24 protein-coding genes are annotated in these 26,548 nt (G+C 67.4%); 14 read left to right on the top strand and 10 right to left on the bottom strand.

Annotation, left to right across the window (positions count from 1 at the left end; all coding sequences use genetic code 11):
• Nucleotides 1-21: 21 nt before the first annotated feature.
• The 4 genes from C8D87_RS21115 (at nt 22) to C8D87_RS21135 (ending at nt 5,124) form a co-directional block, all read left to right on the top strand.
• Nucleotides 22-597: a (2Fe-2S)-binding protein gene (locus C8D87_RS21115; protein WP_112228041.1), complete on the top strand. Its 576-nt coding sequence runs from the start codon at nt 22-24 to the stop codon at nt 595-597.
• Nucleotides 594-1,562 (top strand): FAD binding domain-containing protein, encoded by a 969-nt coding sequence (locus tag C8D87_RS21120; protein WP_112228042.1) that lies wholly within the window; start codon nt 594-596, stop codon nt 1,560-1,562. The genes C8D87_RS21115 and C8D87_RS21120 overlap by 4 nt, the downstream gene beginning before the upstream one ends.
• Nucleotides 1,559-3,709: a xanthine dehydrogenase family protein molybdopterin-binding subunit gene (locus C8D87_RS21125; protein ID WP_112228043.1), complete on the top strand. Its 2,151-nt coding sequence runs from the start codon at nt 1,559-1,561 to the stop codon at nt 3,707-3,709. Before C8D87_RS21120 ends, C8D87_RS21125 begins: the two co-directional genes overlap by 4 nt.
• Nucleotides 3,710-4,317: 608 nt before the next feature.
• Entirely contained in the window at nt 4,318-5,124 is an 807-nt protein-coding gene (locus C8D87_RS21135) for an SAM-dependent methyltransferase (RefSeq protein WP_112228044.1), read from the top strand.
• A 6-nt stretch (nt 5,125-5,130) separates the two neighbouring features.
• Here C8D87_RS21135 and C8D87_RS48925 read toward each other — a convergent pair whose 3' ends face one another.
• The 3 genes from C8D87_RS48925 to C8D87_RS21150 all read right to left on the bottom strand — a co-directional run bounded on the left by C8D87_RS48925 (nt 5,131) and on the right by C8D87_RS21150 (nt 8,220).
• Nucleotides 5,131-5,613 (bottom strand): MFS transporter, encoded by a 483-nt coding sequence (locus C8D87_RS48925; protein ID WP_325049696.1) that lies wholly within the window; start codon nt 5,611-5,613, stop codon nt 5,131-5,133.
• Nucleotides 5,614-6,016: 403 nt separating this feature from the next.
• A complete protein-coding gene (locus C8D87_RS21145) occupies nt 6,017-7,057 on the bottom strand; it encodes a fatty acid desaturase family protein (RefSeq protein ID WP_109638410.1) in 1,041 nt (346 codons plus the stop codon).
• Nucleotides 7,054-8,220: an AI-2E family transporter gene (locus C8D87_RS21150; protein WP_170166541.1), complete on the bottom strand. Its 1,167-nt coding sequence runs from the start codon at nt 8,218-8,220 to the stop codon at nt 7,054-7,056. Before C8D87_RS21150 ends, C8D87_RS21145 begins: the two co-directional genes overlap by 4 nt.
• Before the next feature lie 276 nt (nt 8,221-8,496).
• On the opposite strand from C8D87_RS21150, the gene C8D87_RS21155 reads away from it, so the two are divergent.
• Nucleotides 8,497-8,673, top strand: coding sequence for a CsbD family protein (locus C8D87_RS21155; RefSeq protein ID WP_109638412.1), 177 nt, complete (start codon nt 8,497-8,499; stop codon nt 8,671-8,673).
• Between the two features lie 73 nt (nt 8,674-8,746).
• On the opposite strand, the gene C8D87_RS21160 is transcribed toward C8D87_RS21155, so the two are convergent.
• Complete coding sequence (locus C8D87_RS21160) at nt 8,747-9,364, bottom strand: hypothetical protein (RefSeq protein ID WP_112228046.1); 618 nt, start codon at nt 9,362-9,364, stop codon at nt 8,747-8,749.
• A gap of 259 nt (nt 9,365-9,623) precedes the next feature.
• Between C8D87_RS21160 and C8D87_RS21165 the strand changes: the two genes are divergently transcribed.
• Complete coding sequence (locus C8D87_RS21165; protein WP_112228047.1) at nt 9,624-10,082, top strand: STAS domain-containing protein; 459 nt, start codon at nt 9,624-9,626, stop codon at nt 10,080-10,082.
• Here the strand turns inward: C8D87_RS21165 and C8D87_RS47870 are convergent.
• A complete protein-coding gene (locus tag C8D87_RS47870; RefSeq protein WP_233442219.1) occupies nt 10,029-11,336 on the bottom strand; it encodes a GAF and ANTAR domain-containing protein in 1,308 nt (435 codons plus the stop codon). The genes C8D87_RS21165 and C8D87_RS47870 overlap by 54 nt on opposite strands.
• 4 nt (nt 11,337-11,340) lie before the next feature.
• Nucleotides 11,341-11,724, bottom strand: coding sequence for an HPF/RaiA family ribosome-associated protein (locus C8D87_RS21175; protein ID WP_109638415.1), 384 nt, complete (start codon nt 11,722-11,724; stop codon nt 11,341-11,343).
• A 426-nt stretch (nt 11,725-12,150) separates the two neighbouring features.
• Between C8D87_RS21175 and C8D87_RS21180 the strand changes: the two genes are divergently transcribed.
• On the top strand, nt 12,151-12,624 hold the full coding sequence (locus tag C8D87_RS21180) for a DUF5994 family protein (RefSeq protein ID WP_146771812.1): 474 nt from the start codon (nt 12,151-12,153) through the stop codon (nt 12,622-12,624).
• Here C8D87_RS21180 and C8D87_RS21185 read toward each other — a convergent pair.
• The 4 genes from C8D87_RS21185 to C8D87_RS46035 are packed head-to-tail and all read right to left on the bottom strand — an operon-like array spanning nt 12,613 to nt 14,540.
• Nucleotides 12,613-13,368 carry a GAF and ANTAR domain-containing protein gene (locus C8D87_RS21185; RefSeq protein ID WP_112228269.1) on the bottom strand — a complete coding sequence of 252 codons (756 nt, stop codon included), beginning with the start codon at nt 13,366-13,368 and terminating at the stop codon, nt 12,613-12,615. The genes C8D87_RS21180 and C8D87_RS21185 overlap by 12 nt on opposite strands.
• Before the next feature lie 41 nt (nt 13,369-13,409).
• Nucleotides 13,410-14,141 carry a GAF and ANTAR domain-containing protein gene (locus tag C8D87_RS21190; RefSeq protein ID WP_170166517.1) on the bottom strand — a complete coding sequence of 244 codons (732 nt, stop codon included), beginning with the start codon at nt 14,139-14,141 and terminating at the stop codon, nt 13,410-13,412.
• A 43-nt stretch (nt 14,142-14,184) separates the two neighbouring features.
• Nucleotides 14,185-14,397, bottom strand: a complete 213-nt coding sequence (locus tag C8D87_RS21195; RefSeq protein WP_109638419.1) for a sigma factor-like helix-turn-helix DNA-binding protein — start codon at nt 14,395-14,397, stop codon at nt 14,185-14,187.
• A complete protein-coding gene (locus C8D87_RS46035) occupies nt 14,394-14,540 on the bottom strand; it encodes a hypothetical protein (protein WP_170155051.1) in 147 nt (48 codons plus the stop codon). Before C8D87_RS46035 ends, C8D87_RS21195 begins: the two co-directional genes overlap by 4 nt.
• A gap of 1,161 nt (nt 14,541-15,701) precedes the next feature.
• Here C8D87_RS46035 and C8D87_RS21205 point away from each other — a divergent pair.
• The 7 genes from C8D87_RS21205 (at nt 15,702) to C8D87_RS21235 (ending at nt 26,398) form a co-directional block, all read left to right on the top strand.
• Nucleotides 15,702-16,184, top strand: a complete 483-nt coding sequence (locus tag C8D87_RS21205; protein WP_109638420.1) for a hypothetical protein — start codon at nt 15,702-15,704, stop codon at nt 16,182-16,184.
• 26 nt (nt 16,185-16,210) lie between these two features.
• On the top strand, nt 16,211-17,506 hold the full coding sequence (locus C8D87_RS21210; protein WP_170166518.1) for an SGNH/GDSL hydrolase family protein: 1,296 nt from the start codon (nt 16,211-16,213) through the stop codon (nt 17,504-17,506).
• A gap of 130 nt (nt 17,507-17,636) precedes the next feature.
• Entirely contained in the window at nt 17,637-18,806 is a 1,170-nt protein-coding gene (locus C8D87_RS21215) for a family 16 glycosylhydrolase (protein WP_170155053.1), read from the top strand.
• Between the two features lie 49 nt (nt 18,807-18,855).
• Complete coding sequence (locus C8D87_RS21220) at nt 18,856-23,289, top strand: glycoside hydrolase family 3 protein (RefSeq protein WP_112228051.1); 4,434 nt, start codon at nt 18,856-18,858, stop codon at nt 23,287-23,289.
• A 111-nt stretch (nt 23,290-23,400) separates the two neighbouring features.
• Nucleotides 23,401-24,696: an ABC transporter substrate-binding protein gene (locus C8D87_RS21225; protein ID WP_109638424.1), complete on the top strand. Its 1,296-nt coding sequence runs from the start codon at nt 23,401-23,403 to the stop codon at nt 24,694-24,696.
• Nucleotides 24,693-25,589 carry a carbohydrate ABC transporter permease gene (locus C8D87_RS21230; protein WP_109638425.1) on the top strand — a complete coding sequence of 299 codons (897 nt, stop codon included), beginning with the start codon at nt 24,693-24,695 and terminating at the stop codon, nt 25,587-25,589. Before C8D87_RS21225 ends, C8D87_RS21230 begins: the two co-directional genes overlap by 4 nt.
• Nucleotides 25,586-26,398 carry a carbohydrate ABC transporter permease gene (locus C8D87_RS21235; RefSeq protein WP_211337457.1) on the top strand — a complete coding sequence of 271 codons (813 nt, stop codon included), beginning with the start codon at nt 25,586-25,588 and terminating at the stop codon, nt 26,396-26,398. The genes C8D87_RS21230 and C8D87_RS21235 overlap by 4 nt, the downstream gene beginning before the upstream one ends.
• The last annotated feature ends 150 nt before the right edge of the window (nt 26,399-26,548 follow it).

The following is a 26,548-nucleotide window of genomic DNA, read 5'->3' on the forward strand; positions in this document are numbered from 1 at the left end:
CAAAATCCCAGGAGACCTGTCGTGACAGCTGATTCGGAGTTCAAGCGGCGAACCGTGCTGAAGGCGGGAAGTACCGCCGTCACCGCGACCTTCGTGGCAACGCGCACAGCAACGCCCGCCGCGGCAGCGCAGACAGAGTCCTCTGTGGACATAACGTTGCGCGTCAACGGACACGACCACCGGTTGGCGGTCGAACCCCGCGTGACGTTGCTGGACGCTTTGCGAGAGCGTCTTGACCTCACCGGCACCAAGAAGGGCTGCGACCGCGGTGAGTGCGGCGCCTGCACGGTGCTGGCCGACGGGCGCCGGATCAAGTCCTGCCTGACGCTCGCGGTGATGCGCCAGAACACCGAGATCACCACGATCGAAGGCCTGGCACGGGGTGACCGGCTGCACCCGCTGCAGGAGGCGTTCATCCGGCGTGATGCGCTCCAATGTGGAGGATGCACACCCGGTCAGATCATGTCCGGTGTCGCCTGCATCTCCGAGGGGCACACCCGTTCGGCGGACGAGATCCGCGAGTGGATGAGCGGGAACCTGTGCCGGTGCGCGTGCTATCCGAACATCGTCGCCGCCATCCAGGACGCGGCGAAATGAGGAACTTCACGTACGCCGCGCCTCGCAACGTCGCCGAGGCGGTGCGGCTGGCCGGGCAACCCGGCGCACGGTTCATCGCGGGCGGAACGGACCTGCTGAACCTGATGAGGGACGGCGCCCAGAGCCACGGCGCGATCATCGACATCAACGGTCTGGCGCTGGGCGACATCGTGCAGCGCAACGGTGTGATCCGGATCGGCGCGCTGGCCCGGATGAGCGACGTGGCCGCGCATCCTGCTGTCCGCAGATCCCTGCCCGTCGTGTCGGAGGCATTGCTGAACTCCGCGTCCCCGCAGGTCCGGAACATGGCCGCGGTCGGTGGCAACGTCCTGCAGCGGACCCGATGCGGGTACTTCCGCGACAGCGGGACCACGTGCAACAAGAAGACTCCCGGCACCGGATGCCCCGCGCTCGAAGGTGAGAACCGCGGCCACGCGATCCTCGGCGGCAGCGATCACTGCCTCGCCGTGCACCCGTCGGACCTGGCGGTGGCCCTGCTGGCAGTTGACGCCGTCGTGCTGACCGACCGCAGGCGGTTCCCGTTCGCCGATCTCCACGTCGTTCCCGGCACGACCCCGGATCAGGAGACCGTGCTCGGGCACGGTGAGCTGATCACCGGGTTCGAGATCCCGGTGACCCCGCTCGCGGCCAGGTCGAGGTACCTGAAACTGCGTGACCGCGCGACGTTCGAGTTCGCGGTCGTGTCCGTCGCCGCGGCTTTGGCCATGCGCGGCAACACCGTGCGAGACGTCCGGCTGACATTTGGTGGTGTGGCCACAAAACCTTGGCGTTCGCCGGAAGCCGAAGACGCTTTGCGCGGGAAACCGCTCACCACGACGACAATCACCGAAGCCGGGCGTGCGTTGGTCCGCGGTGCCGTCACCCGTGACCACAACGCGTTCAAGGTGGACCTCGTCCAACGCGCGCTCGATGGCTTGCTGCGAGATCTGGGAGGTGCGCGATGACTGTCGGACAGCCTGTCGAACGCGTCGACGGACGTGCCAAGGTCACCGGCGCCGCCCGATACGCCGCCGACCGCACGCTGCCCGGAATGCTGTACTGCCACCTGGTGATGGGCACGATCGCTCGCGGCCGGGTCACCGCCGTGGACACCACCGCTGCCCGTGCGGTCCCCGGAGTCGTCGAGGTGTTCACGCACGAGAACGCGCCTCGGCTGACCAGCGAGCAGCACTTCATGCCGTTGCAGGGAAACCAGATCCACTACAACGGGCAGATCGTGGCCATCACGGTCGCCACTACACTTGAGCAGGCGCAGGAAGCCGCCGAGCTCGTGCGCGTCACCTACGCTCCGGAAACCCCGAAAGCGGTGATCGCCGACGCGTTGGCCGAGGTCTACCTGCCCGCGAACCAGGAAGTGATCGTCGGCGATCCGGCCGCGGGCCTGGCCGCGGCCGAAGTCACGGTCAAGCAGAACTACTCGAGCCCGCCACACCACCACAACCCGATAGAGCCCCATGCGACAGTCGCGCAGTGGGACGGCGATCGCCTGACCGTGCACGAGACGACCCAGGGCGTCGTCAACGCGCAACGCACCTTCGCCACCGCTTTCGCCATCCCGCAGACCAACGTGCGGGTGCTGGCGCCGTACCTGGGCGGCGGGTTCGGCTGCAAGTCACCGGTGTGGCCGCACTCGCTGCTCAACGCCGCGATCGCCCGGCAGCTCGGTCGGCCCGCCAAGATGGTGCTGGCGCGGTCCCAGATGTATTCGATCGTCAGCCACCGCGCCGAGTTCTGGCAACAGCTCACCCTGGGCGCCAAACGGGACGGCACCCTCACCGCGCTGGTGCACGTCAGCACCCAGCAGCTGTCGCGGACCAGCGAGAACATGTACAGCCACAGCATTTCCAGCAGGATGCTCTACGCCTGCCCGAACATCCACACCCGGCAACAAGGAGTCCGCCTCGACGTTCCGACGTCGCGGTTCATGCGCTCACCGCAGATGGCCTCCCACTTCGGACTGGAAACCGCGCTGGACGAGCTGAGCTACGAGCTCGGTGTCGACCCGGTCGAGCTGCGCAGGCGCAACTACACCGACGTGAACCCGACCACGGGGGAGCGCTTCTCGAGCAGGTTCCTGCTGGAGTGCTACAACCTCGGCGCCGACGCTTTCGGCTGGTCACGCCGCAACCCGAAGCCGGGTTCCACAAAGGACGGTCATGAGTTCGTCGGCTGGGGCATGGCGACCGAAGCGCACGACCACAGCGCCAGCCCGTCTTCGGCAATGGTCAGGATGGCGGCGGACGGCACCGTGCTGAGCCAGACAGCCACGCAGGACATCGGAACGGGCACGTACACGGTGTTCACCCAGGTCGTCGCCGAAGCCCTCGGCGTGCCGCTGAACCAGGTCAAGGTCGAGCTCGCGGACACCAACTTCCCAGCGGCGGCGTTGTCGGCGGGGTCCGGGACGATCGCCAGCGTCACCGGCGCCGTCAACGCGGCCGCGTCGGCCGTGCGGACCGCCGTCGTCCAGCTCGCCGTGTCGAATCCCGCGTCACCGCTGCACGGCCTGCCTGCCGAGCAGATCATCACGCAGCACGGGTACCTGTTCTCGCCGGACCGTTCCCGCCGCGAAAGCTATCGAGCCGTCATGGCACGGCATGGCTCGCCGGTGCAGAACACCAGCACCATGACCAACGCCAGGGGCTACTCCACCGGGGCGGTCTTCGTCGAAGTCCGGGTTGATCCGCGCTACGGCCGAGTGCGCGTGACCCGCGGAGTCGGCGCATACGACGCCGGCCGCGTGATGAACCGCAAGACCGCACGCAGCCAGATGATCGGCGGATTCACCTGGGGCATCGGCAATGCGTTGATGGAACACACCGTGCTCGACCGCCGGACCGCGCGGGTGGTCAACCCGAACCTGTCGACGTATCTGCTTGCCGTGAACGCGGATGTGCCGGACATCCAGGCGATCTTCGTGGACAAGCCGGATCCGGTCAGCACGGCCCTCGGGGCCAGGGGCTTCGGCGAAACACCGATCACCGGCGTGCCCGCCGCGATCGGCAACGCGATCTTCCACGCCACCGGCCGCCGGATCCGTGACCTCCCGTTCACCCAGGACAAACTGCTGCGAGAACTCCTGACGCAGTGATCTGGCCATCAGGTTGATCATCGTGGGGTGGATGAACGCCGCCAGTCCCGGATACGGCGATGCGACCAGCGGACCCGCGTGCGCGGTCGCGGTGAGTTTCAGCCGCGTGGGAGGCAGTAGCTGGGGCTGCCCGCCTTCTCCCGCAACGGTCGCAGATCCGCGCGGACAGCGCTACGTCGCCGCTGTCGACGTCCAGCCTCCTGCCGCGCCGGGGGTCAGCTGGTGACGCGGAACGTGGCGTCGCTGCGGCTGACCGCGGTGGTGATCGGGGCGAGCCTCAACTCGTAGGCGTAGTGCGGATGTAGCGATCGGGGTGGTTGTAGGACTGGAAGGAACTCCACGACGACGAAGCCAGGCGCACGTGGTCCAGGTTTGGGTGGTGTCCGGGGCGAAGGCGTCTACGCGTGCAACGAACTGCGATTCATGCTGTACCTCTGTGGCGCGCGCACCGTTGTCGGCCATTGCTCTCGGACCCTTCTGACTGGCACCGCCAGCCGTCGGCAGGCCTTGAGGCGCGCCTTCACCTTGACCAACAGGAGAGGGCGGTAGCGTCATCCGAGGCGGAGTCCGGCGCAGCAGCCGGCCAGACCTGTCGGAGTGAGGCGAGCGTGGCGAGCGAACCGGTGCCGGGGGAGATCGACCTGACCAGGCCCAGCGTGGCCAGGGTGTACGACTACTACCTGGGTGGTGCCCACAACTTCGCGGTGGACCGCGAGATGGCCCAGCAGGCGATCGAGATGTGGCCGGACCTCCCGCTGATCATGCAGGCCAACCGGGCGTTCCTGCGCCGCGCCGTGCGGTTCTGCGTCGACGCCGGGGTGCGGCAGTTCCTCGACCTCGGCTCGGGCATCCCGACCGCAGGTAACGTGCACCAGGTCGCGCAGGACGCGGCGCCCGGCACGCGGGTCGTCTACGTCGACAGCGACCCCATCGCCGTCGCCTACAGCCGCACCATCCTCGGCGACGACCCGCGTACCGCGGTGGTGCAGGCCGACCTGCGCCGCCCGGAGCAGGTGCTCGACAGTCCTGAGGTGCGCTCGCTGCTGAACTTCGACGAGCCGATCGCGGTCATGATGGTCGCGGTGCTGCACTTCGTGCCCGACGCCGACGACCCGGCCGCCGTCATCGCCGGCTACCGCGAAGCGATGGCTCCCGGCAGCTTCCTGGTCGTCTCGCACGCCAGCCAGGACGGCCAGCCGGAGAAGGCCGGCTCGCACGAGGACCTCTATCGCCGCCGCACGGCGACCCCGATGACGATGCGTTCCAAGTCGCAGGTCATCGCTCTGATGGATGGCTTCGACCTGGTCGAGCCCGGAGTGGTGTTCCTGCCGCTGTGGCGGCCCGTGTCGCTCGACGACGTCGACGACCAGCCGGAGCGGTTCACCGGGCTCGCCGTGGTCGGCCGCAAGCGCTGACGCTGCTCAGACCGTGGTTCTCGTCGCGGCTCGCACCCGAGCACGGCGGCGGGGGCGGGTGAGCGGCGTGGGCTGATGCGGGTGCCCGGCGGGGTGCGGGGCACTGCGGTGCCGGCCCAGCACGCGGTGTGCGAGCGCTGTCCGTCGTTGTGGTGCGTAGACCGCCGCCATCGGCAGATCCGACCAGATGGCCACCGCGAGTGCCCCCGCCAGCACGGCGTGCAGTGTCTGGCAGACGAGCACGATTCGGCGCACCGGCAACCGGTCGGCGAGCGCACCGGCCCACGGGCCGAGAAGGACGGCGGGCAGCGTGCTGAGCAGTACCGAGAAACCGACCGAGGTCGCGGATCCGGTGCGTTCGAGCACCACCCAGTTGAGGCCGATGACCTGCATCCACGAGCCCGTCACGGAGATCAGGTCCGCGGTGGCCCACAGGCGGTAGTTCCGATGGCGCAGCGCGCGGAACATCGGCGGCATGGTTCGCCGCACGGTGCAACTCCTCAAACGGGGGTGGGCCAGACACCTCGTGGCCCGGACGGCGGCAAGCCCACGTGCGGCTGCCCGCGCTCCCACGTGAGAACGTTCACCTCTGTGGTTGTAACGTCCCGATGAGCGTCGTTGATCAATGGTGACAACGGGTACAGGGTTCCGAGGACGACCTCAGGTTCCGCGTCGAACGTTCACTCCATGACTCGCGCACGGAGTGCTGCTCGGGTTCTGTGCTCGGACGGCGGAGCCGTCACGCAATGCTCAACTGCTCATTGAAGATGTCGGGATGCTGCGGAGAGAAAGTCGTCAAGAAGCGTGACGAGCTGTCACGCCGGTTCGGAGCCGAGGGAAGGCCACCGGATCTCGACCGGTGGCCTTCCCTCCCGCACGTCGCCCCGGAGGTTCACCGCGCCGGGTGGCGCAGGGGCGCTCCTGAGTCGTGCAGGTGGCGCAGGACCTGCGCGTACGAGTCGCGCAGGGTGGTCTTGCTGTACGGGATGCCGTGCCGCAGGCAGAAGTCCTCGACGACGGGCTGTGCGCGCCGCAGGTTGGGGCGAGGCATGTGCGGGTAGAGGTGGTGTTCGATCTGGTGGTTGAGGCCACCGAGCAGAGCGTCGACCCACCGGCCGCCGGTGACGTTGCGCGAGGTGAGCACCTGCTTGTGGAGATGGTCCAGACGCTGGCCCTCGGCGATGATCGGCATTCCCTTGTGGTTCGGCGCGAACGAGCATCCCAGGTAGACGCCCATCAGGCCTTGGTGCACAGCGATGAACACGACTGCCTTCACGGGTGACAGCACGAGGAACGCCGCCGCGAGATACGCGGCCAGCGGCAGGATCTGGAGCGTCGCCTCGCGCCACGGGTTGCGCAGTTCGTTGCGGCACAACGCGACCAGGCCGGAGATCCGCAGCACGGCCGCCTCGGCCAGCAGCAGGGGGAAGAACAGGAACGCCTGGTTCTTGGTGATCCAGCTGTACAAGCCGCGTTTCTGGAGGGCCTGCGCGCGGCTGAACGCGAGGGCGTGGATCTCGATGTCCGGATCGTGGTCCTCGTGGTTGGGGTTGGCGTGGTGCCGGTTGTGCTTGGCGACCCACCACTGGTAGCTGATGCCGGTGAGGCTGCCGTGCAGGTGCCCGACGACGTTGTTGTTGCGGTGGCTGCGGAAGATCTGGCGATGCCCGGCGTCGTGTCCGATGAACGCCAGCTGTGTCGACGCCACGGCCAGGACTCCTGCTGTCACGAGCTGCCACCAGGAGTCGCCCAGCACGACGAAAGCGACGGCGATGGCGCCGAGCAACAGCGCGTTGACCGTCATTCGCAGCAGGTAGTAGCCGCGTCGGCGGTTCAGCAGCCCCGCGGCCTTCAGTTCTTTGGTCAGGCGGGCGAAGTCGCTGCCGCGCGGGCGTTCGGCCGTGTCGGTGCGGACGTCGTGCGTTGAGGTCATGTACCTGCTCCGGATAGGTGGCTGTGGGGAGCCGTCGTCGAGGTCTGCTTGCCGGCTTCGATGTCCAGCCCGGGCTCGTCCGGTCCGGACTCCTCCGGTTGGCTGGTGTGCACGTCGGAGGGCAGCACGTGTTCGTCAGCTTCGCTGAGCAGCGAGCGCACTGCGGAGTTGAGCACCGCCAGCAGTGGAACGGCGAGCAACGCACCCGCGATGCCCGCGACGAGCAGGCCGGCCGCGATGGCCATCACCACTGCGAGCGGGTGCAGCTTCACCGCTCGTCCGAGCAGGAACGGTTGCAGGATGTGGCTTTCCAGCTGGTTCACCGCGATGACGATGATCAGGACGATCAACGCGGTGACGGGACCGTTCGCGACGAGCGCGATGAGAACCGCCACGCCACCTGCCACCACCGCACCGAAGATGGGGACGAACGCCGCGATGAACACCAGCGCCGCCAACGGAACCGCCAGCGGCACACGCAACACCGCAAGCCCGATCCCGATGCCCAGCGCGTCCACCACGGCGACCGCTCCTGTCGCACGGACGTAGCTGACCAATGCGGCCAGACTGCGCCTGCCGGCGACGTCGACGCGCCTGCGGGGTGCGACGGGGACGACGCGGAGGAGGAACTGCCAGATCCGCAGACCGTCGTAGAGGAAGAACGTGAGCGAGAACAGCACCAGCAGCATCTCCGCGAAGGTCTCGCCGACCGTCGCGGCGGTGGTGATGGCGCTCGACGTGATGCTGGACTGGTTGTCCTGCAAGGTTTTCACGATCCGGTCCGCGAAGTCCCGCAGCTGTGTCTCGCTCAGCTGCAACGGGCCGCTGACGAGCCAGCCGGACACCGTGTCGACGCTGCGGGCCAGTTGCGCCGCCAGGTCCGGCAAGCCGTTGACGAAGGTCACCACGACGAACGTGAGCAGCCCGCCGAGCACGACCAGTCCTCCGACCAGCACCAGCGCGGTGGCCAGACCTCGCGGAACCCGACGCGCCATCAGAAAACCGACGGCCGGCGCGAGCAACGCGGCCAGCAACAACGCGATCGCGAGCGGTACGACGAGTGCCGCCAGCCTGCTGAAGATGACACCCACGACGTACAGCGCCGCGACCACGACCAGAAAGCGCCAACCCAGCGCCGCACTGAAGCGCAACGCAGCGGGAATCGATGTGGCGTCGCCGCTGTTCGCACGCGCCGCGGGAAGAGACGAGCGGAGTCGATCCGCCGTCGTGCTCACAATGTCCGTACCTCCGGTGTCGATCTCCGACGCCGGGGTCTGGGGTCATCGGTGGTGCGGCGGTGTTCGCAACGCCTGTGGCTGGAATTCCCCTCCACCGCGGTGGCAAACCCGTTGCGCGTCCGAGGGTTGAGGTTCGGCTGGGCGGGCATCCGGGGGTGGACGTCGCACCTGAGATTCGGGTGTCGGGGAAGGACGGACCACATGGGTACCGACGACAAGCTCGACGCCAAGGGCGACGAGCTCAAGGGCAAGGTCAAGGAAGGCGTCGGCGACGCCACCGACGACCAGGGTCTGCAGACCGAGGGCAAGGTCGACCAGGCGAAGGGTCACCTCAAGGAGTCGGCCGAGAAGGTCAAGGACGCCTTCAAGAAGGACTGACTCGCTCATCGCCCTCCGCAGGAGCGTGCACCGTTCCGTGCACGCTCCTGCGGGCGTTCACCACATGATGCCTTCATCGCCAGACGAACGTCAGCAGCCCTCCCAGGAGTAGGGCGGCGCTCACGACGGCGCCGAGCAGTTCGACCGGTACCAGTCGTCGCCGAGCCCATCGGGCGAACGCGACGTTCACCAAGGCGTGCGCGGACGCGGTGACGAGCACCCACCACGGCCAGGAGGCCACGAGCAGGGTCGCACCGAGGTGGAACGAGGTCGCGGTGATGCCGCGAACCCCGCCGTGCACGGGATGCGTGCTGATGAACCCGCCCTGCGACCTCAGTTGCTCAGCCGCCTGGCGTCCGATGGGCCAGCTGAACTGCGTCAGCTGGGTGGCGGCGACGAACACGAGCCCGGCCAGCGCCCAGCCGAAGCCCGTCCAGAGCGCCGATCCGATCCCGCTGACGACGATCAGCACGAGCCCCAGCCGGACCACTTCGTCGGTGACTCCCGACGCCACGCCGAGGATGGTGTCGCGCTGCCTGACCGCGTGCAGTCTGCCCGCCGACGCCAGCACCGGCAGGCGTGCCGCCAGTGCGACCGTCCAGCCCAGCACGCCGAGCAGCGCCGCGCCCGCCTCCGAGACGCCGAGCAGCATCACCAGAGCGGCCGCGAGAAGCAGGAGAACGCCCGCCATCACGGCGGCGCCCGCCCGGATCCTTCCGGTGACCCCGGTCGAGCCGGCCTGGGGTCGTTCGCTGTTCGCTGATTCGTCGATGACTCAACGCTACGCCTGAACTCGTCGTCCGGAGGGGGCGTTCGAGCGAGGAATGTCTATTGTGGAGTGACTCTGGGTGAGGCTGCTCGGCGAATCCGTTTTGTTCGGTGCATGAGGTGTAGTGTCTGAGTCAAGTGCCCCGGACCCAGGCGCGGCGAAAGCCGACCGAGGAGGTCTCATGGCATCTGTTGATGTGACCACGACCGTCGCCGCGCGGCCCGCACCGATCGCCCCGGCCCCCGGTGAGCTCATGCCCGTCACCTCGCGGGTGGCCCCTTCCAGTGCGCTCGTGGTGGCCGTGCACGGCGAGATGGACGCGACAACCTGTCCGTTGTTGCACGAGCGTCTGATCGCGCACGTGCGATCCACCCGCCACCTGATCCTCGACCTCGCTGGCGTGAGCTTCTTCGGCGCGGCCGGCCTCACCGTTCTGGTCGTCGTGAGGGAGGCGGCGCTGCTCGCGGATTGCCGCCTGTGCGTGGTCGCACGCACCCGGCCGGTGCGGCTGTCTCTGATGATCACCGGGCTGGTCGACGTGCTCGATCTCCACACCGATGTCACCGAGGCGCTGGTGTGCCCTGACCTACCAGCGGGAGCGCGGCTGGTTGATCCTCGTCAGCCCGGCGATCTCCGGTGACCGGGCGTTGACCTGCCCGGCGACGTCGGACAGCAGCTGGTTGGTGTTGCGGGCGTAGTTCCGCATGAGGGAGAAGGCATCCGCGACGTCGATCTGCAGGCGTTCGGTCAGCACGCCCTTCGCCTGCTCGATCGCTGTCCGGCTCGTCAGTGCGGACTGCAGCTGCTCGGCGAGCAGCTCGTTGTGCCGGATCGCCCGCACCTGGAGAAGGCTGAGCGTCGCGACGTTCGCGAACGACTGCGCCAGTGCCGCCGTTGCGGGCGGGAGCGCTCCTGGCGTGGTGCGGAACAGGTTCAGCGTGCCGATGACCTCGTCCCGCAACCACATCGGCACCACGTCGACTGCGGTGAACCCGAGTTGCACCGCCGCGACGCTGAACCGCGGCCATCGTTGTGGTTCCGCGCGAAGGTCGTGACACCGCACGCTCCGGCCGGAGTTGAAGCATTCGGTGGACGGGGCTTCTTCGCTCTGGAGCAGGAAGTGCTCCAGAGGACGCAACAGGTCGCTGGAGGAGGCCATCAGCTTGAGCGAACCCCCTTCGTCGGCCAGCAGGATTCCGGCCGCGTCCACCACCAGCAACTCGACGCAACGCTCGGCCAGCACGTGCAGGAACTCGATGCTGTCGAACCGCTCCACGAGCGTGTCCGCCAGCTCGACGAAGGTCTGTGCCACTCGTTGATCCGACACCTGCGCCACCACTTCCTTGTCGCTGTTGGTGAACAGCACTCCGTGCTCGACCACGTCGCTCCAGCCCACGACCCGCGCCGACCGGTCCAGCAGCAGCGTCATCACCGCGTCGGCCAACTGGACCACATCGGCGATCTCGTCCGGCGTCAGTGCGCCGTCCGTGTCGCGGTGGATCTCCAGCACGCCGAGCGACAACGCGCCCAATGTCAACGGGAACGCGAACACCGCGGCCACCCCGGCCGCGACCGCGGCGGGGGCGAAGTGCGGCCAGCGCGCCGCGCTCGCGGAGTCCGCGAGGTCAGGCACGAGCACCGGCCAGTTCTGCCGCGTCGCTGCGGAGGCAGGCCCCTCCCCGAACACCGTCTGGAGTTCCGCGATCTCCTCACCGCAGAAACCGGTGGTCTCGAACGTGCGGACGGCGCCTCCACCCGTCCACAGGTAGATCGCCGTGCCGACCGCGTTCGTCCTGATTCCGCAAGCGATGCAGGCGTGGCGCACAGCGGTTCGCTGGTTCTCGTACTCGTCCGCCACCACATCGGGCACGCGGTAGCGCTGACCGGTGCCCATGTCGCTAGCCGATCTCCGGTGCCGGCGGGATGGACCGCAGGGACCGGTTGCTGCGCGGCTCGGTGCGCGTCTTGGCCTCGTCCACCTGACGGATCAGCTCGTCGCGGACCTCGTTGAGCGCGGAGGACAACCGCTGCTCGGACGAGGAGGCGACCAGGTGCAGGCGATGCGCACTGCTGATCCAGCACTGCAGGATGACCCGCTGGCCGATGCCCTCGCGGTCCTTCAGAGCTATCTCCAGGTCCACCTGGTCGTCGCGGTACGACCGCAGGCGAGAACCGAGCGCGGCCAGTCGCTCCACGACCCAGTCGCGTTCGGACGCGTGGAAACCGGTGGCGAGGTGCAGGCGCTGGGCGATCACCGACGCGTCTGCCGGGACTGCGTTCATGCGTTACCGCACACGGTGCTCAATGGAATCTCCTCACAAGACCAGAGCGACCGCGGGGTCTGGGCGGTTTTTCCCAGGATAGCCCTGGTGTGGCCGAGGTCAAACATTTTCTGCTCATTTCCTGCCACCTGTGCCGCTCATCTGTGGAAGCCGGGCCGAAATGTGGCACCCGAACGGCGGAGTCAGGGCAGACCTGTGGCAACGTCGCAGGTAGCAGCTGTTGGCGGGGTGAAAACATTCGCCGTCATTTCAGGCGATCAAGTCTGAAGGGGTGTAGTGTCGATTTTGTCGAGAACATCTCGGCGAAACCTGAACCGGTCCGTTTTTTCGGCCGGAGACGGGAGTTCCGGCATGACATCGGCCCCTCACCTTTTCACGACCTCACCGGTTGTCACAGCCGATGAGCAGCCTCGGTATCCGCTGCGATTGCGGTTGCGGCCGAAGGCGCTCACCACGGGGTATGTCGACGGTGCTTGGTGGCCACGTTCCCGGGACCTCGCCGCCGAACTGCCCGCGCTGCTCGCGGTGCTGGCGGTTCGGCTGGGTGAGATCCCTCGCGTGAGCTACAACCTGACCGAGTGGGACACAACGCCGGCGCAGATCTCGCCCGACGGTGTCCGCGTCCGGCTCAGCGGGTTCTGGTCCAGGCCGCCGCACACCGTGGACCTCATCGCGGGCGACCGGCACCGCCTCACGCTGCTCCTCGTTCCACCGGACACCGAACCGTCCGCCGCCCACCACACCATGATGCGTGCCGTCCTGCGCGGAAACACGGACACCGTCGAGGATCTGCTCCGCGTGGACGTCGGGGACGCCCCGGAGTCCACAACAGACGTGAGGGAGACCGAAGGCGGCCAGATACCCTCGCAGACCACGCGAGGACGTGAACTACGAAGGTGAGCGCCGCGCGGGCGGATCAGCTGCCTCTCTCGCCGCCAGCGCCGTCAGGTCGACCTCGCCGGCGATGACGCCTTCCGCCACCTTGCTGAGGTACAGGTTGTGGCTCCTCGAGTAACGGCGCATGGTCTCGAACGCCCGGCTCATGTCGAGCTGCAGCCGCTCCGCGAGAACGCCCTTCGCCTGTTCGATGAGCACCCTGCTCTGCAACGCGTTCTGCAGCTGCACGGCGAGCAACTCACGACGGCTGATGACCTGGGCCTGGAGCAGGCCGATGGTGGCGACATCCGCCATGGCCTGCGCGACCCTGAGCGTGCGTTCGCTCAGGGCTCCCTCAGCGATGGAGAACAGGTTCAACGCGCCGATGGTCTGCTCACGCAACCGCATCGGCAGTGCGTGCAGCGCACCGAACCCCGCATCCCTCGCCACCGAGGAGAACTGGGGCCATCGTTGCGGCGGCTCGGTGAAGCTGGCGACCGTCACCGGCGCGCTCGTGAGGTAGCACTCCATGCACGGACCCTGGTGATGCTGGAGCTCGAAGAGTTCGAGCAGCCGGGCGCGGTCGGTGGAGGCACCGACGACCTGCAGCTCACCGTGGTGGTCGACGAGCAGGATGCCGGCGGCGTCCACCTCCAGCGTGGTGACGCAGCGGTCGGTGAGGAGGTGCATGAACTCGACCGGGTCGAAGTCGGCCACCAGGGTGTCGGCCAGCTCGACGAACGTCTCCGCCAGATTCTCCATGGTCATGGGAGCCACCTCTGTTGATCGATCGCCGGACGGAGGAGTGATCATCTGAGATCAGACCGGCCGTCCGGACTCAGTCGCAGGCGCCGGCCGATGATGTCGCGGGAGACATCGACGACCGACTGGTCATGAGCGAACGCGTGGGCGCGCAGTCGCACCAGTGCCTCATCCATGCTCACCCCCATCTGGACGGACAGCATCCCGGTGGCTTGGTGCACCTCGGCACGGCTCAGCGAAACTCCGTCGGCTGGAGGAACCTCGGAGTCGAGATGCCGGCGAGTCAGTTCGTCCAGCAGCAACGACAGGATGATGTCGGCCACGATGTGTGCGTCGTAGACCTGATCCGGAGTCAGCGGTCCTGGGCTCGTCCGGTGCAGCACGAGCGCACCGATCCGGATCGCACCGCTGCGCAACGGGAACGCGAACGCCGCTCGTGCGCCGGCGGCACTTGCCGCAGGCACGAAAAGCGGCCACCTCTGGCGGTTCTCCCAGGAGTCCAGCTCTTCCACCAGCACGGGCACACCTGATCGGACCGCGTCCTCGCACGGCCCTTCACCCAGGGTGAACCGCAGGTTCTCGAGCTGGGTGCCGATCTCGTTCGTGGAGTACCGGGACTCACCCCGGCCCGTCCCGTTCATGAGGGTCAGCTGCGCGCCGCTCACCCCGATCAGCACAACGCACGCTTCGCAAGCCGACTCGCTGGAGGTCGTGATGCCGCGGGCCGCCGCGTCGCCGGCGAGGTGCGCCAGCGCCTTGGCCAGTCGCTCACCGCTCACCGACTCCGCCTTCCGTTGTGAAGAGCATCCCACGTGGAGCGGCTCACGGCGGAAGAGGCCACGATCCCGTGATCACCGCGCGCAGCGCCTCGAGCGCCTGGTGCTGCACGAGTCGCACCTCCGCCGGCGTGGAGCCCAGCACCAGTGCCGCCTGCTCGGCGGACAGACCGTGAACGACACGCAGCCTCAGCACCTCGTGTTGCTCGTCGGTGAGCACCACCAGAGGCCACGACCCGGGCAGGGTTGAGCTGCTCATGGCGCGTGGGACGCGAGTGGATGGAAACGATCGCGCACAAGAGCCGAGCCGATGGTTCCCGACGTCGCCAGCGCGCGCAGCCCGGTGTCCACGCCGGCCTGGATGTCTTCTTCCAGGCGGACGACGTCGGAAAGACCGATCATGGCAGGCACCACCCGGCCGGAGTTCGGTGGTGAGCGGCACCGCCGGGGACCGGGGCGGTCGGATCGATACCGATCCTACTGCGGAGCGCCGTCGCGTGCCGCTGCTCTTCTGCGCCGCCGCCGGGGTCTCGGGCGATCGGTGTGTCGGTCAGAAAACGCCAACGCCCGCCTGCTCGCCGGGTGTCGGCACGTGCCGGGTACCCGTGGCTCGGTGGTGGCGAAACCGCCGGGCCTGACCGCGCGGGTGTGTCACCACCACGGCGTCGCCGGCTTTCGTGCAACGTATTCGACTGTCGATTCGATGAGAATAGTGCGGGCTCCAAGGTTGATTGCACATTGAGGGTGGGCCGAATCAACGCGCCGGGGGCCGGGAATAACGATAACGATATCGTTTTCGACGGATACGAGTCTCAGGTCGACGGTCCCGTGCGGCTCGCGGGCTGTCGTGATGACGCTCCTGACCTGGTCTTAAGCCGCTTGGATGGTTCTCTGGAACCTCGGATGTCTGCGCGGTGCAGTAGGCCGTCGGCGTTCGACACTCCATGGTGTAAACGATTTCCCGGCCGGTTCAATCGCCCGCTCTCGGTGAGGTGGCGGAACGTCCGAGCTTCGTCATCGAAGCAATGGATGACCCTTGACGGCCGTTCTGGCTCGGTCTTATGGTGTTTCTAGGGAAAGCGCTTTCCGGAAGTTCTTCTCCACCGCTGCCACGGTGATCTGTTGCCAGAAGAAGTCGCGTCGTACAGCCGGTCTCGTCGAGACCGGCACGACAGTGCTGCAGTGCCGGTGGAAGTCGAGCATCTGGAGGTTGAGCTTCATGTGCCGTGTCGAAGCGCGTGCCGGGCGGAGGACATCCCGGTCGCCGAGCCGGATGCTGCGGTGGTTCGCGTCCGTGATCGGCTTGGTGGTTCTCGCCGGCGTGGCGACAGGTTCGCCAACGGCACCACATCCGCGCGACCGGCTTCGCTGATCGTCAACGGATCGGCCGTCCAGACGCCGTCGTTCGAGGGTACGGGCGCCTGGAACGCCTGGGCTGTCAAGACCTTCACGGTCTCGCTGAACGCCGGCAGCAACACGATCCGGTCAGTCCCGCGACCTCGGCCGGGCTGCCGAACGTCGACCACCTCGAAGTCATCAGCGCGTAGAAGCATCGAGAGGGCAATGGAGCCGAAGACCAACACGTGGCCGCGGCGCAGGTTCCTCACCACCGCGGGAGCGGCAGCGCTCGGCGGGCTGGGCCTGAGCGTGTTCGGTGACCAGCGTGCGGCCGGTGCGGCCGGTCCGACGGCAACGATGGTGTCCTATCTGGACACGGCACGATCCGCTCACGACAAGATGGTCCTGATGGTCGATGGAAAGCCGTTCTTCCACAACGGGATCCAGTACCGGTACGAGAAGCGGCGGTACAGCTACGGCTGGAACGACACCCAGCTCAAGTCGCTGCTGGGCGTGGTCGCCCAGGACGGCTCCGGCGGATCGGGCGCGGATGCCTTGTGGGCGCTGGAACCGGTCTCCACCGGTGGTTACCGCCTCAACAACCAGAACGCCGGGAGCGAATACCCGTACGCGACCTCGGCCGGCGAGGTGAGGTGGAACACCGGCTCCACCGACGCCGCAACGGTCTGGACCTTCGAACCCAAGTGAGCAAAGAGATGCGCAGGGGACTCCACGTGCATGCAGACCAACGGCGATCCCGCCGGTTTCTCCGGCCCACGGCCGTCGTCGCCGTCCTCGTGGCGGCGGCGGTCACCGTCGTCGCCCCCACCGCGGCCGCGGCCGGCGTGCTGATCGACGAGACGTTCAGCTCCCAGACGAGTCCGGCCAACTTCGGTTTCCCCTCCGGCGCCGCGGTGACCGGCGGGGTCCTGAACGTGACCAGAGGGATGGGCAACTACACCACCTCGGCCAAGACGTTCGACGCACCTGTTGTGCGGGAACGGACTCTCGATCTGACCTTCGACTGGAAGACGGCGATCGCGACCAGCGGGAACAAGACGGGCATCGAACTGCGCGACAGCGAGGGCAACCTCGTGTTCTCGCTCGCCGGCACCACCACCGAACTCCGCTACGGCCTCACCGGCCCCGTTTCCGACTCGACGTCCGCCCCCGATTCGCTCAACCCGGCCTGGACGAGGACCGCCTACGACCGCACCAAGTGGTACACGATCAACCTGCATCTCGACTTCGCGCTGCAGCGTGTGCAGTACCTGATCTCCACCAAGGAAACCGCCGCGCGGGTGATGGCCTCGGGCACGGCGACCGTGACCGGTAAGAACCTCGCGAAGCTGGTTGCCTGCAACTACTACGGCTCCGGCGTGCAGTCCATCGACAACTTCCGCCTCACCGCACCGGCGAATGCCGCGAACGGGAGCCTGAGGGGCAAGACGATGTACGCGTTCGGCGACAGCATCGTCGCCGGCCACAACTACTCGCGCGGCTTCACGCACCTCACGGCCGAACGCGAGCTCATGACGTTGACCAAATACGCCATCAACGGCGCGACCATCGGCGCCGGTGGCAACCAGATCGTCACACAGGTGCAGAACGCCTCTGCGCAGTCACCCGACTACGTGGTGTTCGACGGTGGCACCAATGACGCCTACCCGGCCACCTTCAACAGGTCCGCGTTCACGAGTGCGTTCGACACCACTGTCCGCACCATGCGGGCGAAGTGGCCGAACGCCCGCATCGTCTACGTCGCCGTGCACAAGCTCGGCTCCCGCGACTGGAACACCCAGCTCGCGATCCGCGACGTGACGCTGCAGGTCTGCGCCAAGTACGGCGTCACGGTGGCGGACGTCTTCAACGGCACCACTTTGGACACCCGCATCGACAGCCACCGGGTGGCGTACACCTTCAACGGTCTCGTGAACGGCTATCCCGGAACCGGCGGTACCGGCACGCACCCGAACCTCGCCGGGATCACCTCCTTCTACGTTCCGGCGCTCACTGCCGCACTGATCTGACGACATCTTTTGGGGACAACAGCTAATGAGAACCGCACGACCGAGTCTCCGGCGATTCTTCCGGGCAGCTGCAGTCTTGCCGCTCCTGGCCGCCGCAACCATCGTCTCCGTCAGCTCACCTCAACCGGCCATGGCGGCCGGCGTTCCACCGAACCCGATCGAGAAGCCGGGCTGGACCCTCGACCGGCACGACGAGTTCAACGGAAGCCTCGACAGCAGCCTGTGGATCACGAACTACCTCGAGTCGCGAACGCCGGAATGGAGATCGCGGGCGCGCTACCACTTCAGGGACAACGCCCTCGTGCTGCGCATCGACGACGACCAGCCGACCTACTACGCGGGCGGCAACCCGATGAAGGTCTCCAGCATCCAGACCGGGCAGAGAGTCGGTCTGCACCAGACGTCGCCCTTCGACCACGAGATCCCGACCGTCATGAAGTACGCACCGCAGTACGGGTACTTCGAGATCCGCGCCAAGTCCAGCGCACGACACGGGATGCACACGGCGTTCTGGACGGTCGGCAAGCAGGACACGTACGAGCAGCGAGCCGAGATCGACGTTTTCGAGCACGGGAAGGGAAAGCACGGCCTCGGCAGCTTCTACTACAGCCTGCACAAGTGGTCGGATCCGAACCTCCCGGAGGTCGGACAAACGCTTCAGGCCGGGTTCGACGTGACCTCGGACTTCCACATCTACGCTCTCGAGTGGACGCCCACGCAGATCAAGCTGTACGTCGACAACGTCCTGAAGAACACGATCAACGCCTCTCCCGCGTACGCCTCGGCGTTCCTGCTCGGGATCTACGAGAACGCGGGATGGAACGGGACGGTGAACCCCAGCGACCCGGAGCCGAAGGAGTTCGTCGTCGACTACTTCCGCGCCTACAAGAAGGCCGACCCCGGCGGGATCGTCAGCGGCGCCACCTACAAGATCAAAAATGTGGCCACGGGCAGGTACCTGGACTCGGAGAACAACGGCGGACTCACCGTCGCGTCCGGCACCTCGTACGACGACCAGAACTGGGTCGTCACCCAGCACTCCTCCGGCGCGTGGACCGTTCGCAACGCCAGGAGCGGGCGGTTCTACCTGGACACCGACACCACCGGTAACAGGGTGGTGTGGAACTCCGGCGAAGTCAGCACGGACTCGTTGTGGAGCCTCGAGCCGGCCGGTGGGGGATGGCGTCTGAACAACAGCACCTCCGGCAGGGACCACCTGTACACGACCGCGGCCGGTGAGGTGAAGTGGAACACCGGCTCCACCGACAACACGACGGTCTGGTCGTTCGAACGACGGTAGGGAACACCGGCTTCGTGCTTGGACCTGACTGGCAGCGGAGGAGATCGGCATGGCGGCGCACGACGAAACGGAAACCGGTGCGGGCACGGTCTGGTCCGCTGAGCTGAACCGGCGCCGGTTCCTGGGCGGTGCGGTGGTCGGCGCGGGGCTGGTGGCGACGCAGCTACCGCTCGCACGCCTGGCCGCCGCCGAGGTACCGGTCCAGCTGAGCGCGGCGGCGCTGAGACCGGACGCGCGGGTCCGGGACCTGATCGCCGCGCTCACGCTGGACGAGAAGGTGGGTCTGCTGCACCAGTTCAGCGTCGCCGTCATCCGCCTCGGAATTCCGCAGTTCCGCACCGGGACCGAGTGTCTGCACGGGTTGTCCTGGCTGGGCCACGCCACCGTCTTCCCTCAGAACACCGGCCTGGCGATGACCTGGAACCCGGCGCTCATGTCGAAGGTGGGCAACGTCATCGGGCAGGAGACGCGCGCCTACAACAGCGTCGACGCCCGCTTCAACGGCATCGACCTCTGGGGTCCGGTCGTCGACCTCGCGCGTGATCCGCGCAGCGGCCGCGCCTCGGAGAGCATGGGGGAGGACGTCACGCTGGCCGCAATCATGTCGACGGCGATGGCACGGGGGATGAAGGGGAACGATCCCTTCTACTACCAGAGCATCCCGACGCTCAAGCACGTCGCGGCCTACGGACAGGAGGCTTCGCGCACCTCGTACTCCGCCAACGCGACGCCGCGGAACCTGCACGAGTACTACTTGCGCGTCTTCCGGAAGGGGATCGAGTCAGGCGCGGCGAACGGGATGATGACCTCCTACAACCTCGTCAACGGCAAGCCCACGATGGTCTTCCCGGAGATGATGTCCACCGTCTACGAGGACTGGGTTGCGGGCGGTTACGGGAACTGCGCCTACTTCAACGTCACCGACGCCGGGTCACCGGGCAACCTGACCGGCTCCAACGGCTACTACCCGAACAACTCGGTGGGGCAGGCCGCCGCGATGGCCGACTCGATCAAGAACGGCGTCGCCGTCATGACGCCGGGCGACACGGACACGCCCAGCACGCGCCGCCCGATCTACGAGGCGCTGGCCCGCGGCATGCTGACCGGCGCGGACATCGACAAAGCGGTCCACGGCATCCTGATGGTGCGCCTGCACGCCGGTGACCTCGACACCGAGCCGGCCAACCCGTACAAGCGGCTGAACAAGCGCAACGCCTTGACCACGCCCGCGCACAACGCCGTCGCGGCCCAGGCCGCACGGGAACAGGTCGTGCTGCTGAAGAACACCGACCACGTGCTGCCGCTGGACAAGTCGCTTTCGCGGCTGGCCCTCGTCGGCCCGCTCGCCGACGAGAACTCCACCGACTTCTACGCCGGCACCTATCCGTACACGACCTACATCAAGGACGAGGTCGCGGCGAAACTGAAGGGAGGCGCGAACTCCCTCGCCTTCACCCGTGGGCTCAACGTGATCGGCCTGCGGGTCGTCAACGGCACCGGCACGCCCGACGGCAAGTTCCTGACCGCGGGCGGCACCGCGGACGCGTCTCTCACCGGGTCGGCCACCTCCGCTGAGGATCCGCTGGCCCAGTTCTACGACTACGACTACGGATACAACAACCATCTGCTGCGTTCGGTCGCCCACGACCGCTACCTCGCGGCCCGCGGCGCCGGCAACACGGTGATGGCCGATGCCGACCCGCCCGGCTACCAGAGCCCTCACCGCTCCAGCCAGCAGTGGACGACCGACCAGAACCTCGGGATCGTCAGCCGGTCCGGAACCACGGTGTCGCTGCGCTTCGCGAAGAGCACCGGCATCGTCAGCCCGACGGCGAACCCCAACGTGCAGGTGGACACCAGCGCGCCTTACGCCGTGCGGCACGACGGCTCGGCGTCCAGCCCCAACCGGCAGTTCCAGCTCGTCACCGTCAAGGACGGCATCGCCGACGCGGTCGCCAAGGCGTCCTCGGCCCCGGTAGCGGTGGTGGTCGTCGGCGACCAGCCGCACCTGACCTCGCGTGAGACGCAGGACCGGCTCACCACTCTGCCCGACATCAAGCTGCCGCCCCACCAGCAGCAGCTCGTCGACGCGGTTGCCGCCGCCAACCCGAACACGGTCGTGGTGGTCGTCGGCAGCTACCCGTTCGACCTGCGCGCCATCGCCGCGAACCCGAACGTGAAGGCAATCGTCTACACCAGCCATGCCGGCCAGGAGCTCGGCTCGGCGGTCGCCGACGTGCTCTTCGGCGACCACGCCCCGGCGGGGCGGCTCAACCAGACCTGGTACCCCGGCCTCGACGCGCTGCCGACGATCTCCGACTACGACATCATCAAGGGCAAGCGCACCTACGAGTACTACGACGGCGACGTCCTCTACCCCTTCGGGTACGGACTGACGTACACGTCGTTCCGCTACAGCAATCTCACCGTGAACCCGGCCTCGGCGCGCAACACCCGTGATCCGGACGTCGCGGTGGGTCTCACCGTGACCAACACCGGCGCTGTGGCCAGCGATGACGTCGTGCAGGTGTACGCGAGTTACCGCCACAGCGCCGAGTCGCGCGTCGAACACCCGAAGAAGCAACTGATCGGCTTCCAGCGCGTCCATCTCGCCCCAGGCCGGTCCCGGCGCGTCACCATCAGCGCCAAGCTGTCCGACCTCGCGATCTGGGACGTGTCACGCAGCCGCTTCTTCGTGGAGCCCGGCCGCTACACGATCAGCGCCGGCCGCTCGTCCTCCGACGCGGACCAGTTGGTGTCACGCACCCTGACCGTGACCGGTGATCCGATCCCGGCCCGGGACCTGACTCGCGTCACGCCGGCCTGCGACTTCGACGACCACTCGTTCACGAGCCGGACATCGACCGGTCTGCAGGCCGACGTCGTGCCGACGTCGGTCAGCGAGGACAACACCTACGGCATCCTGGCCAGGACGGCAGGAGCGTGGGTGAAGTACGCCGACGTCAGCTTCGGACGCCGGTCGACGGGAATCACGGTCCGCGCGTCCAACCCGAACCCCTCAGCGTCGAACGTCGCGGTGTGGAGCGGTGGGCCGAGCGCGGACCAGGGCGGAACGCGGATCGGGACGATCACCGTCGCGCCCACCGGCAACGCCCAGACGTTCGTCAACGCGGGTGCCGGGCTGACGAGGCCCAGCGGCCGCACCGCCGACCTGTACCTCGTCTTCCCCGACGCCGGCGTGAGCGTCAAATGGCTCAGGCTGGGAGCGGTGGCACCGGCGACGAGCGCGGACGTCTCGATCACCTCGAACCTCTTCGGCTCCAGTGCGGCCACGTCCCTGGGCCGTGCTCGCGTCCGGGTCCCCGCCACGATCGAGCAGCAGTCCGCGAGCCTGCTCCTGGAAGCACAGTTGCGCGGGACCGGAGTCGTCACCGGTCCGCCGACCTGGGCGGTGACCGCGCCCGACGGCGGCCCCACGACACTCGCGACGATCAACAGTTCCGGCCAGCTGACCGCCACCGGCGCAGGCGACGGGACCGTCCGCGTCACCGCGACCTATGCCACCTCGAACGGGACGGCCGCCGCCGGGCTCCCGGTGACCCTCAAGAACCAGGCCGTACCCGCGGGCACCGAACCCGAGGCGATCATCATTCGCAGCGGCCACGACTCGCGTCCGCGCGACATTTCCTGGGGGCCCAACCAGTTCTCCCGGTTCGGGGCGATCGACCAGCATCGAGGCTCGCTGGTGCTGTCGGCGGTCACCTACCCGTTCCCGTCGGAGGCTCGGCCCGTCACCTTCGAGCTCACCGACGAGAAGGGCCGTCCCACCGCCCTCGCGGAGATCACCGCGTCTGCGGCGGGTTTCATCGAGGGCCAGACCTCCGGCAACCACAACCGGGCGTGGAACTGCACGATCCGCGCGACGGGCGCCGGTGACGGCCACGTCCACCTCAAGGCGACCACGGGCAACGGGCTGTCCTGCACGACCCGGGTCGTGATCCAGGGGCAGACGAACAAGAACGCCTTCGCCGTCCGGCACGAGGCGCAACTGTTCGACGCCTCCGGAAACATCAGCGGCGCCCCGTCGAACCTGCGCGCGGACAACGTCCACGGTGATGATGTCGGCCTGCAGCTGAACAGGATCCGCAACGGTGACTGGGCGGCCTATCACAAGATCGACTTTCGGGACGTCACCAGAGCCAGCCTGACGATCAACTACGTCAAGGTGTCGACCGAGCCGGCCCTGATCACCATCAAGGCAGACGATCCGGTCAACGGGGCCGTGCTCGGCAGCGTGACTGTCACCGGAGACCACGACCTCAACTCGGTGGCCGACCACCGCAACCCGCTCTACCACTGGCGGCGGACAACCGTGCCGATCACCGCCCTGCCCGGTGTTCACGACCTGTACTTCGTGTTCGGCATCTCGCCCGCCATCCCCGACACCGATATCTCGAACACCTACGGCGCCGTCGCCGGCTGGCTCGACCTCGGCATCAACTGGTTCAGGATCGGCTGCTGATCAGAGGGCGTTCCATTGTGGCGACATCGCCGCTACGGTCCAGGCGAGTCTGATCGAAGCGTTTCGATTCGAATTCGACAATTAGTTCGTTCGCAATGCGAGGAGGGGTCGATGACTGGGGTGAAGGGGCTGTCCAAGCGGGCTCTCGCAGCCATGCTGGCCGCCGCGCTGGTGATCGCCGGGTGCGGGTCGGGATCCGGTGACGACGGGCCGAGGACGCTGAAACTCTGGCACTACGAAGGCCCGGACAGCGCGATGGGGGTGGCGTGGGCCGAGGCGATCAAGCAGTTCGAGTCGACCCACCCCGGTGTGAAGGTGGAGTTCGAGGAGAAGGGCTTCGAGCAGATCCAGAAGACGGCACCGATGGTGCTCAACTCCAAGGACGCGCCGGATGTCCTGGAGTACAACAAGGGCAACGCGACCGCGGGCCTGCTGTCGAGGCAGGGGCTGCTGACCGACATCACCGACGAGGTGACGAAGCGCGGCTGGGACAAGCAGCTGAGCCAGAACATCCAGACCACCGCCCGCTACGACGAGCGGGGCGTGATGGGGTCGGGCAAGTGGTTCGGTGTGCCGAACTACGCCGAGTACGTGATGGCCTTCTACAACAAGGACATGTTCGCGAAGCAGGGGATCGCGGTGCCGACGACGATCGCGGAGCTGACGGCGGCGATGGACAAGTTCGTCGCGGCCGGCATCACGCCGCTCGCCGTCGGTGGCGCCGAGTACCCGGCGCACCAGATCATGTACCAGCTCGCGCTTTCCAAGGCGGACAAGGGCTGGGTGGACCGGTTCCAGCGGTACACCGGCTCCGTGGACTTCCACGACCCGGCCTGGACGTACGGCGCGGAGACGTTCGCCGACTGGGTGAAGAAGGGCTACGTCAGCAAGGACTCGGCCGGGGTGAAGGCCGAGGACATGGGTGTGTCGTTCATGCAGGGCAAGCACCCGATCATGATCACGGGCACGTGGTGGTACGGCCGGCTGGCCGCCGGGATCAAGGACTTCCAGTGGGGGTCGTTCCTGTGGCCGGGGCTGACCGCCGGGTCCGCGGGCAACATGTGGGTGGTGCCGCAGGGCTCGAAGAACAAGGACCTGGCCTACGACTTCATCGCGATCACCATGTCGCCGCAGATCCAGGACAAGCTCAGGGACGCGGGCGGTGTGCCCGTCGCGGACAGCGGTTCGCCCGCCGCGTCGCCGCAGATCAAGGAGCTCACCGAGAACTTCAAGACCCTGAGCGGGGGCGACCGCCTGGCCTTCTACCCGGACTGGCCCGCACCCGGCTACTACGACGTGCAGGTCTCCGCGGTGCAGAAGCTGATCACCGGCACGGCCACGCCGCGGCAGGCGCTGGACGAGCTGGCCAAGCCGTACCAGGAGAACCTGGCGAACGTCGGCAAATGATCGCGAAGACGTTGCGGGACCGCGGCTCGTACCTGCTGTTCCTGATCCCCGGCGCGCTGTTGCTGGTCGCGGTGATCCTGGTGCCGTTCGCGATGAACATCGGCATCAGCTTCACCCGGTGGCAGGGCGTCGGCGATCCGAAGTGGACCGGGCTGGACAACTACACGCGGCTGCTCGGCGACGGCACGTTCTGGTCGTCGTTCCAGCACAACCTCGCGCTCGTGGTGGCGATGGCGATCCTGCCGACAGCCATCGGGCTGGTGATCGCGGCGGCGTTGTTCGACGTGATCGGCAAGAGGTTCGGGCAGCGGGCGGCGAGCGTGCTGCGTGCGTGCGTCTACCTGCCGCAGGTGCTGCCGATCGCGGTGGCGGGCATCGTGTGGAGCTGGATCCTGGCTCCGCAGGGCGCGCTCAACGAGTTCCTCGGCGTGGTCGGGCTGGGCTCGCTGGGGCAGAACTGGCTGGGCGACCCGGAAGTCGCGCTGTGGAGCGTGATGGGTGTGCTGCTGTGGATCCAGATCGGGTATCCGGTGGTGATCTTCATGGCGGGCCTGCAGCGGGCGGACCCGTCGCTGTACGAGGCCGCCGAGCTGGACGGCGCGTCGTGGTGGGGCCGGTTCTGGCACGTGACCGTGCCGCAGATCCGGCCAGAGGTCTTCGTGGTGCTGCTGACGTGCACGATCGCCGCGCTGAAGGTGTTCGGGCCGATCTACGTGCTGACCAGGGGCGGTCCTGGCGGGGCGACGAACGTCCCGTCCTACTTCTCGTTCCAGAACTTCTTCGAGAAGACCCAGGTCGGCTACGGCGCGGCGATCGCGACCGTCCTCACCGTGCTGATCCTCATCCTCACCACGGTGTTCCTGAAGGTGCAGAACCGGGGTGAGCGCGCGTGAAACGCCATGCCGTGCTCTGGTCGCTGATCGTGCTCGCGGTCGTGATGCTGGCACCGTTCGTGATCGTGGCCCTGAACGCGCTCAAGACTCCGGCGCAGTACGCGTCCGACGGGCCGCTGGCGTTGCCCAGCGACATCACCTTCCAGGGCGTCATCGACTTCTGGGACCGGGTCGGGTTCGGCCAGAAGCTGTTGAACAGCTTCATCATCAGCGGTTCGGTCGCGGTGCTGGCGGTCGTCGTGTCGGTGCTGAACGCCTACGCGCTGGGCATCGGCCGGATCCGCGGCAGATCGTGGATTCTGATCGCCTTCCTGGTGGCGAACACGCTGCCGCAGGAAGCGATGGTGTACCCGTTGTACTTCCTGGCCAAGGAAACCGGGCTGTACGACACGCAGCTCAGCGTGATCATCATCTTCACGATCATCCAGGCCGCGTTCGGCACCTACCTGTTGTCCTCGACCTACGCCGGGTTCCCGCACGAGCTGCTCGAGGCGGCTCGGATCGACGGCGCGAACAAGTGGCAGACCCTGGTCCGGATCGTGGTGCCGATCAGCAGGCCGACCCTGGGTGTGCTGTTCGTCTTCTCGTTCATCTGGACGTGGAACGAGTTCTTCCTGCCGCTGGTCCTGCTCATCTCCAACGACACCCAGACCGTGCCGGTAGCGTTGGGTGTGCTGCAGGGCCAGCGGCTGATGGACGCGACGATGACCAGTGCCTCGGCGTTGCTCGGCGTGATCCCCGCCATCGCGTTCTTCCTGATCTTCCAGCGCACCCTCACGCGGGGCATCACCGCGGGAGCGGTCAAGTGATGTCGAAGCCCAGGGGAGCGCCTTGGAGGAAACGCCTTCGAGACGGGCCCGCGTGATCCGCCAGCCGTCAGCGACACCACGGCGTCGGCGCAGGTGTCCTCCAGCCGGGCCTGCTCGTACCCCTCGCCGAGGAACCGCTCGAGCGCCCTG

Source organism: Lentzea atacamensis (assembly GCF_003269295.1).
Taxonomy (GTDB): domain Bacteria; phylum Actinomycetota; class Actinomycetes; order Mycobacteriales; family Pseudonocardiaceae; genus Lentzea; species Lentzea atacamensis.

What these genes read in the sequence shown, in the direction of transcription:
- C8D87_RS21160 (WP_112228046.1), bottom strand. Translation starts at nt 9,364, where the DNA reads ATGGCGGGCGTTCTCCTGCTTCTCGCGGCCGCTCTGGTGATGCTGCTC.
- C8D87_RS21205 (WP_109638420.1), top strand. Translation starts at nt 15,702, where the DNA reads ATGGAGCCGAAGACCAACACGTGGCCGCGGCGCAGGTTCCTCACCACC.
- C8D87_RS21225 (WP_109638424.1), top strand. Translation starts at nt 23,401, where the DNA reads ATGACTGGGGTGAAGGGGCTGTCCAAGCGGGCTCTCGCAGCCATGCTG.
- C8D87_RS21145 (WP_109638410.1), bottom strand. Translation starts at nt 7,057, where the DNA reads ATGACCTCAACGCACGACGTCCGCACCGACACGGCCGAACGCCCGCGC.
- C8D87_RS21125 (WP_112228043.1), top strand. Translation starts at nt 1,559, where the DNA reads ATGACTGTCGGACAGCCTGTCGAACGCGTCGACGGACGTGCCAAGGTC.
- C8D87_RS21120 (WP_112228042.1), top strand. Translation starts at nt 594, where the DNA reads ATGAGGAACTTCACGTACGCCGCGCCTCGCAACGTCGCCGAGGCGGTG.
- C8D87_RS21215 (WP_170155053.1), top strand. Translation starts at nt 17,637, where the DNA reads ATGGCGGCCGGCGTTCCACCGAACCCGATCGAGAAGCCGGGCTGGACC.
- C8D87_RS21155 (WP_109638412.1), top strand. Translation starts at nt 8,497, where the DNA reads ATGGGTACCGACGACAAGCTCGACGCCAAGGGCGACGAGCTCAAGGGC.
- C8D87_RS21220 (WP_112228051.1), top strand. Translation starts at nt 18,856, where the DNA reads ATGGCGGCGCACGACGAAACGGAAACCGGTGCGGGCACGGTCTGGTCC.
- C8D87_RS21230 (WP_109638425.1), top strand. Translation starts at nt 24,693, where the DNA reads ATGATCGCGAAGACGTTGCGGGACCGCGGCTCGTACCTGCTGTTCCTG.
- C8D87_RS21165 (WP_112228047.1), top strand. Translation starts at nt 9,624, where the DNA reads ATGGCATCTGTTGATGTGACCACGACCGTCGCCGCGCGGCCCGCACCG.
- C8D87_RS47870 (WP_233442219.1), bottom strand. Translation starts at nt 11,336, where the DNA reads ATGGGCACCGGTCAGCGCTACCGCGTGCCCGATGTGGTGGCGGACGAG.
- C8D87_RS46035 (WP_170155051.1), bottom strand. Translation starts at nt 14,540, where the DNA reads ATGATCGGTCTTTCCGACGTCGTCCGCCTGGAAGAAGACATCCAGGCC.
- C8D87_RS21195 (WP_109638419.1), bottom strand. Translation starts at nt 14,397, where the DNA reads ATGAGCAGCTCAACCCTGCCCGGGTCGTGGCCTCTGGTGGTGCTCACC.
- C8D87_RS21185 (WP_112228269.1), bottom strand. Translation starts at nt 13,368, where the DNA reads ATGACCATGGAGAATCTGGCGGAGACGTTCGTCGAGCTGGCCGACACC.
- C8D87_RS21175 (WP_109638415.1), bottom strand. Translation starts at nt 11,724, where the DNA reads ATGAACGCAGTCCCGGCAGACGCGTCGGTGATCGCCCAGCGCCTGCAC.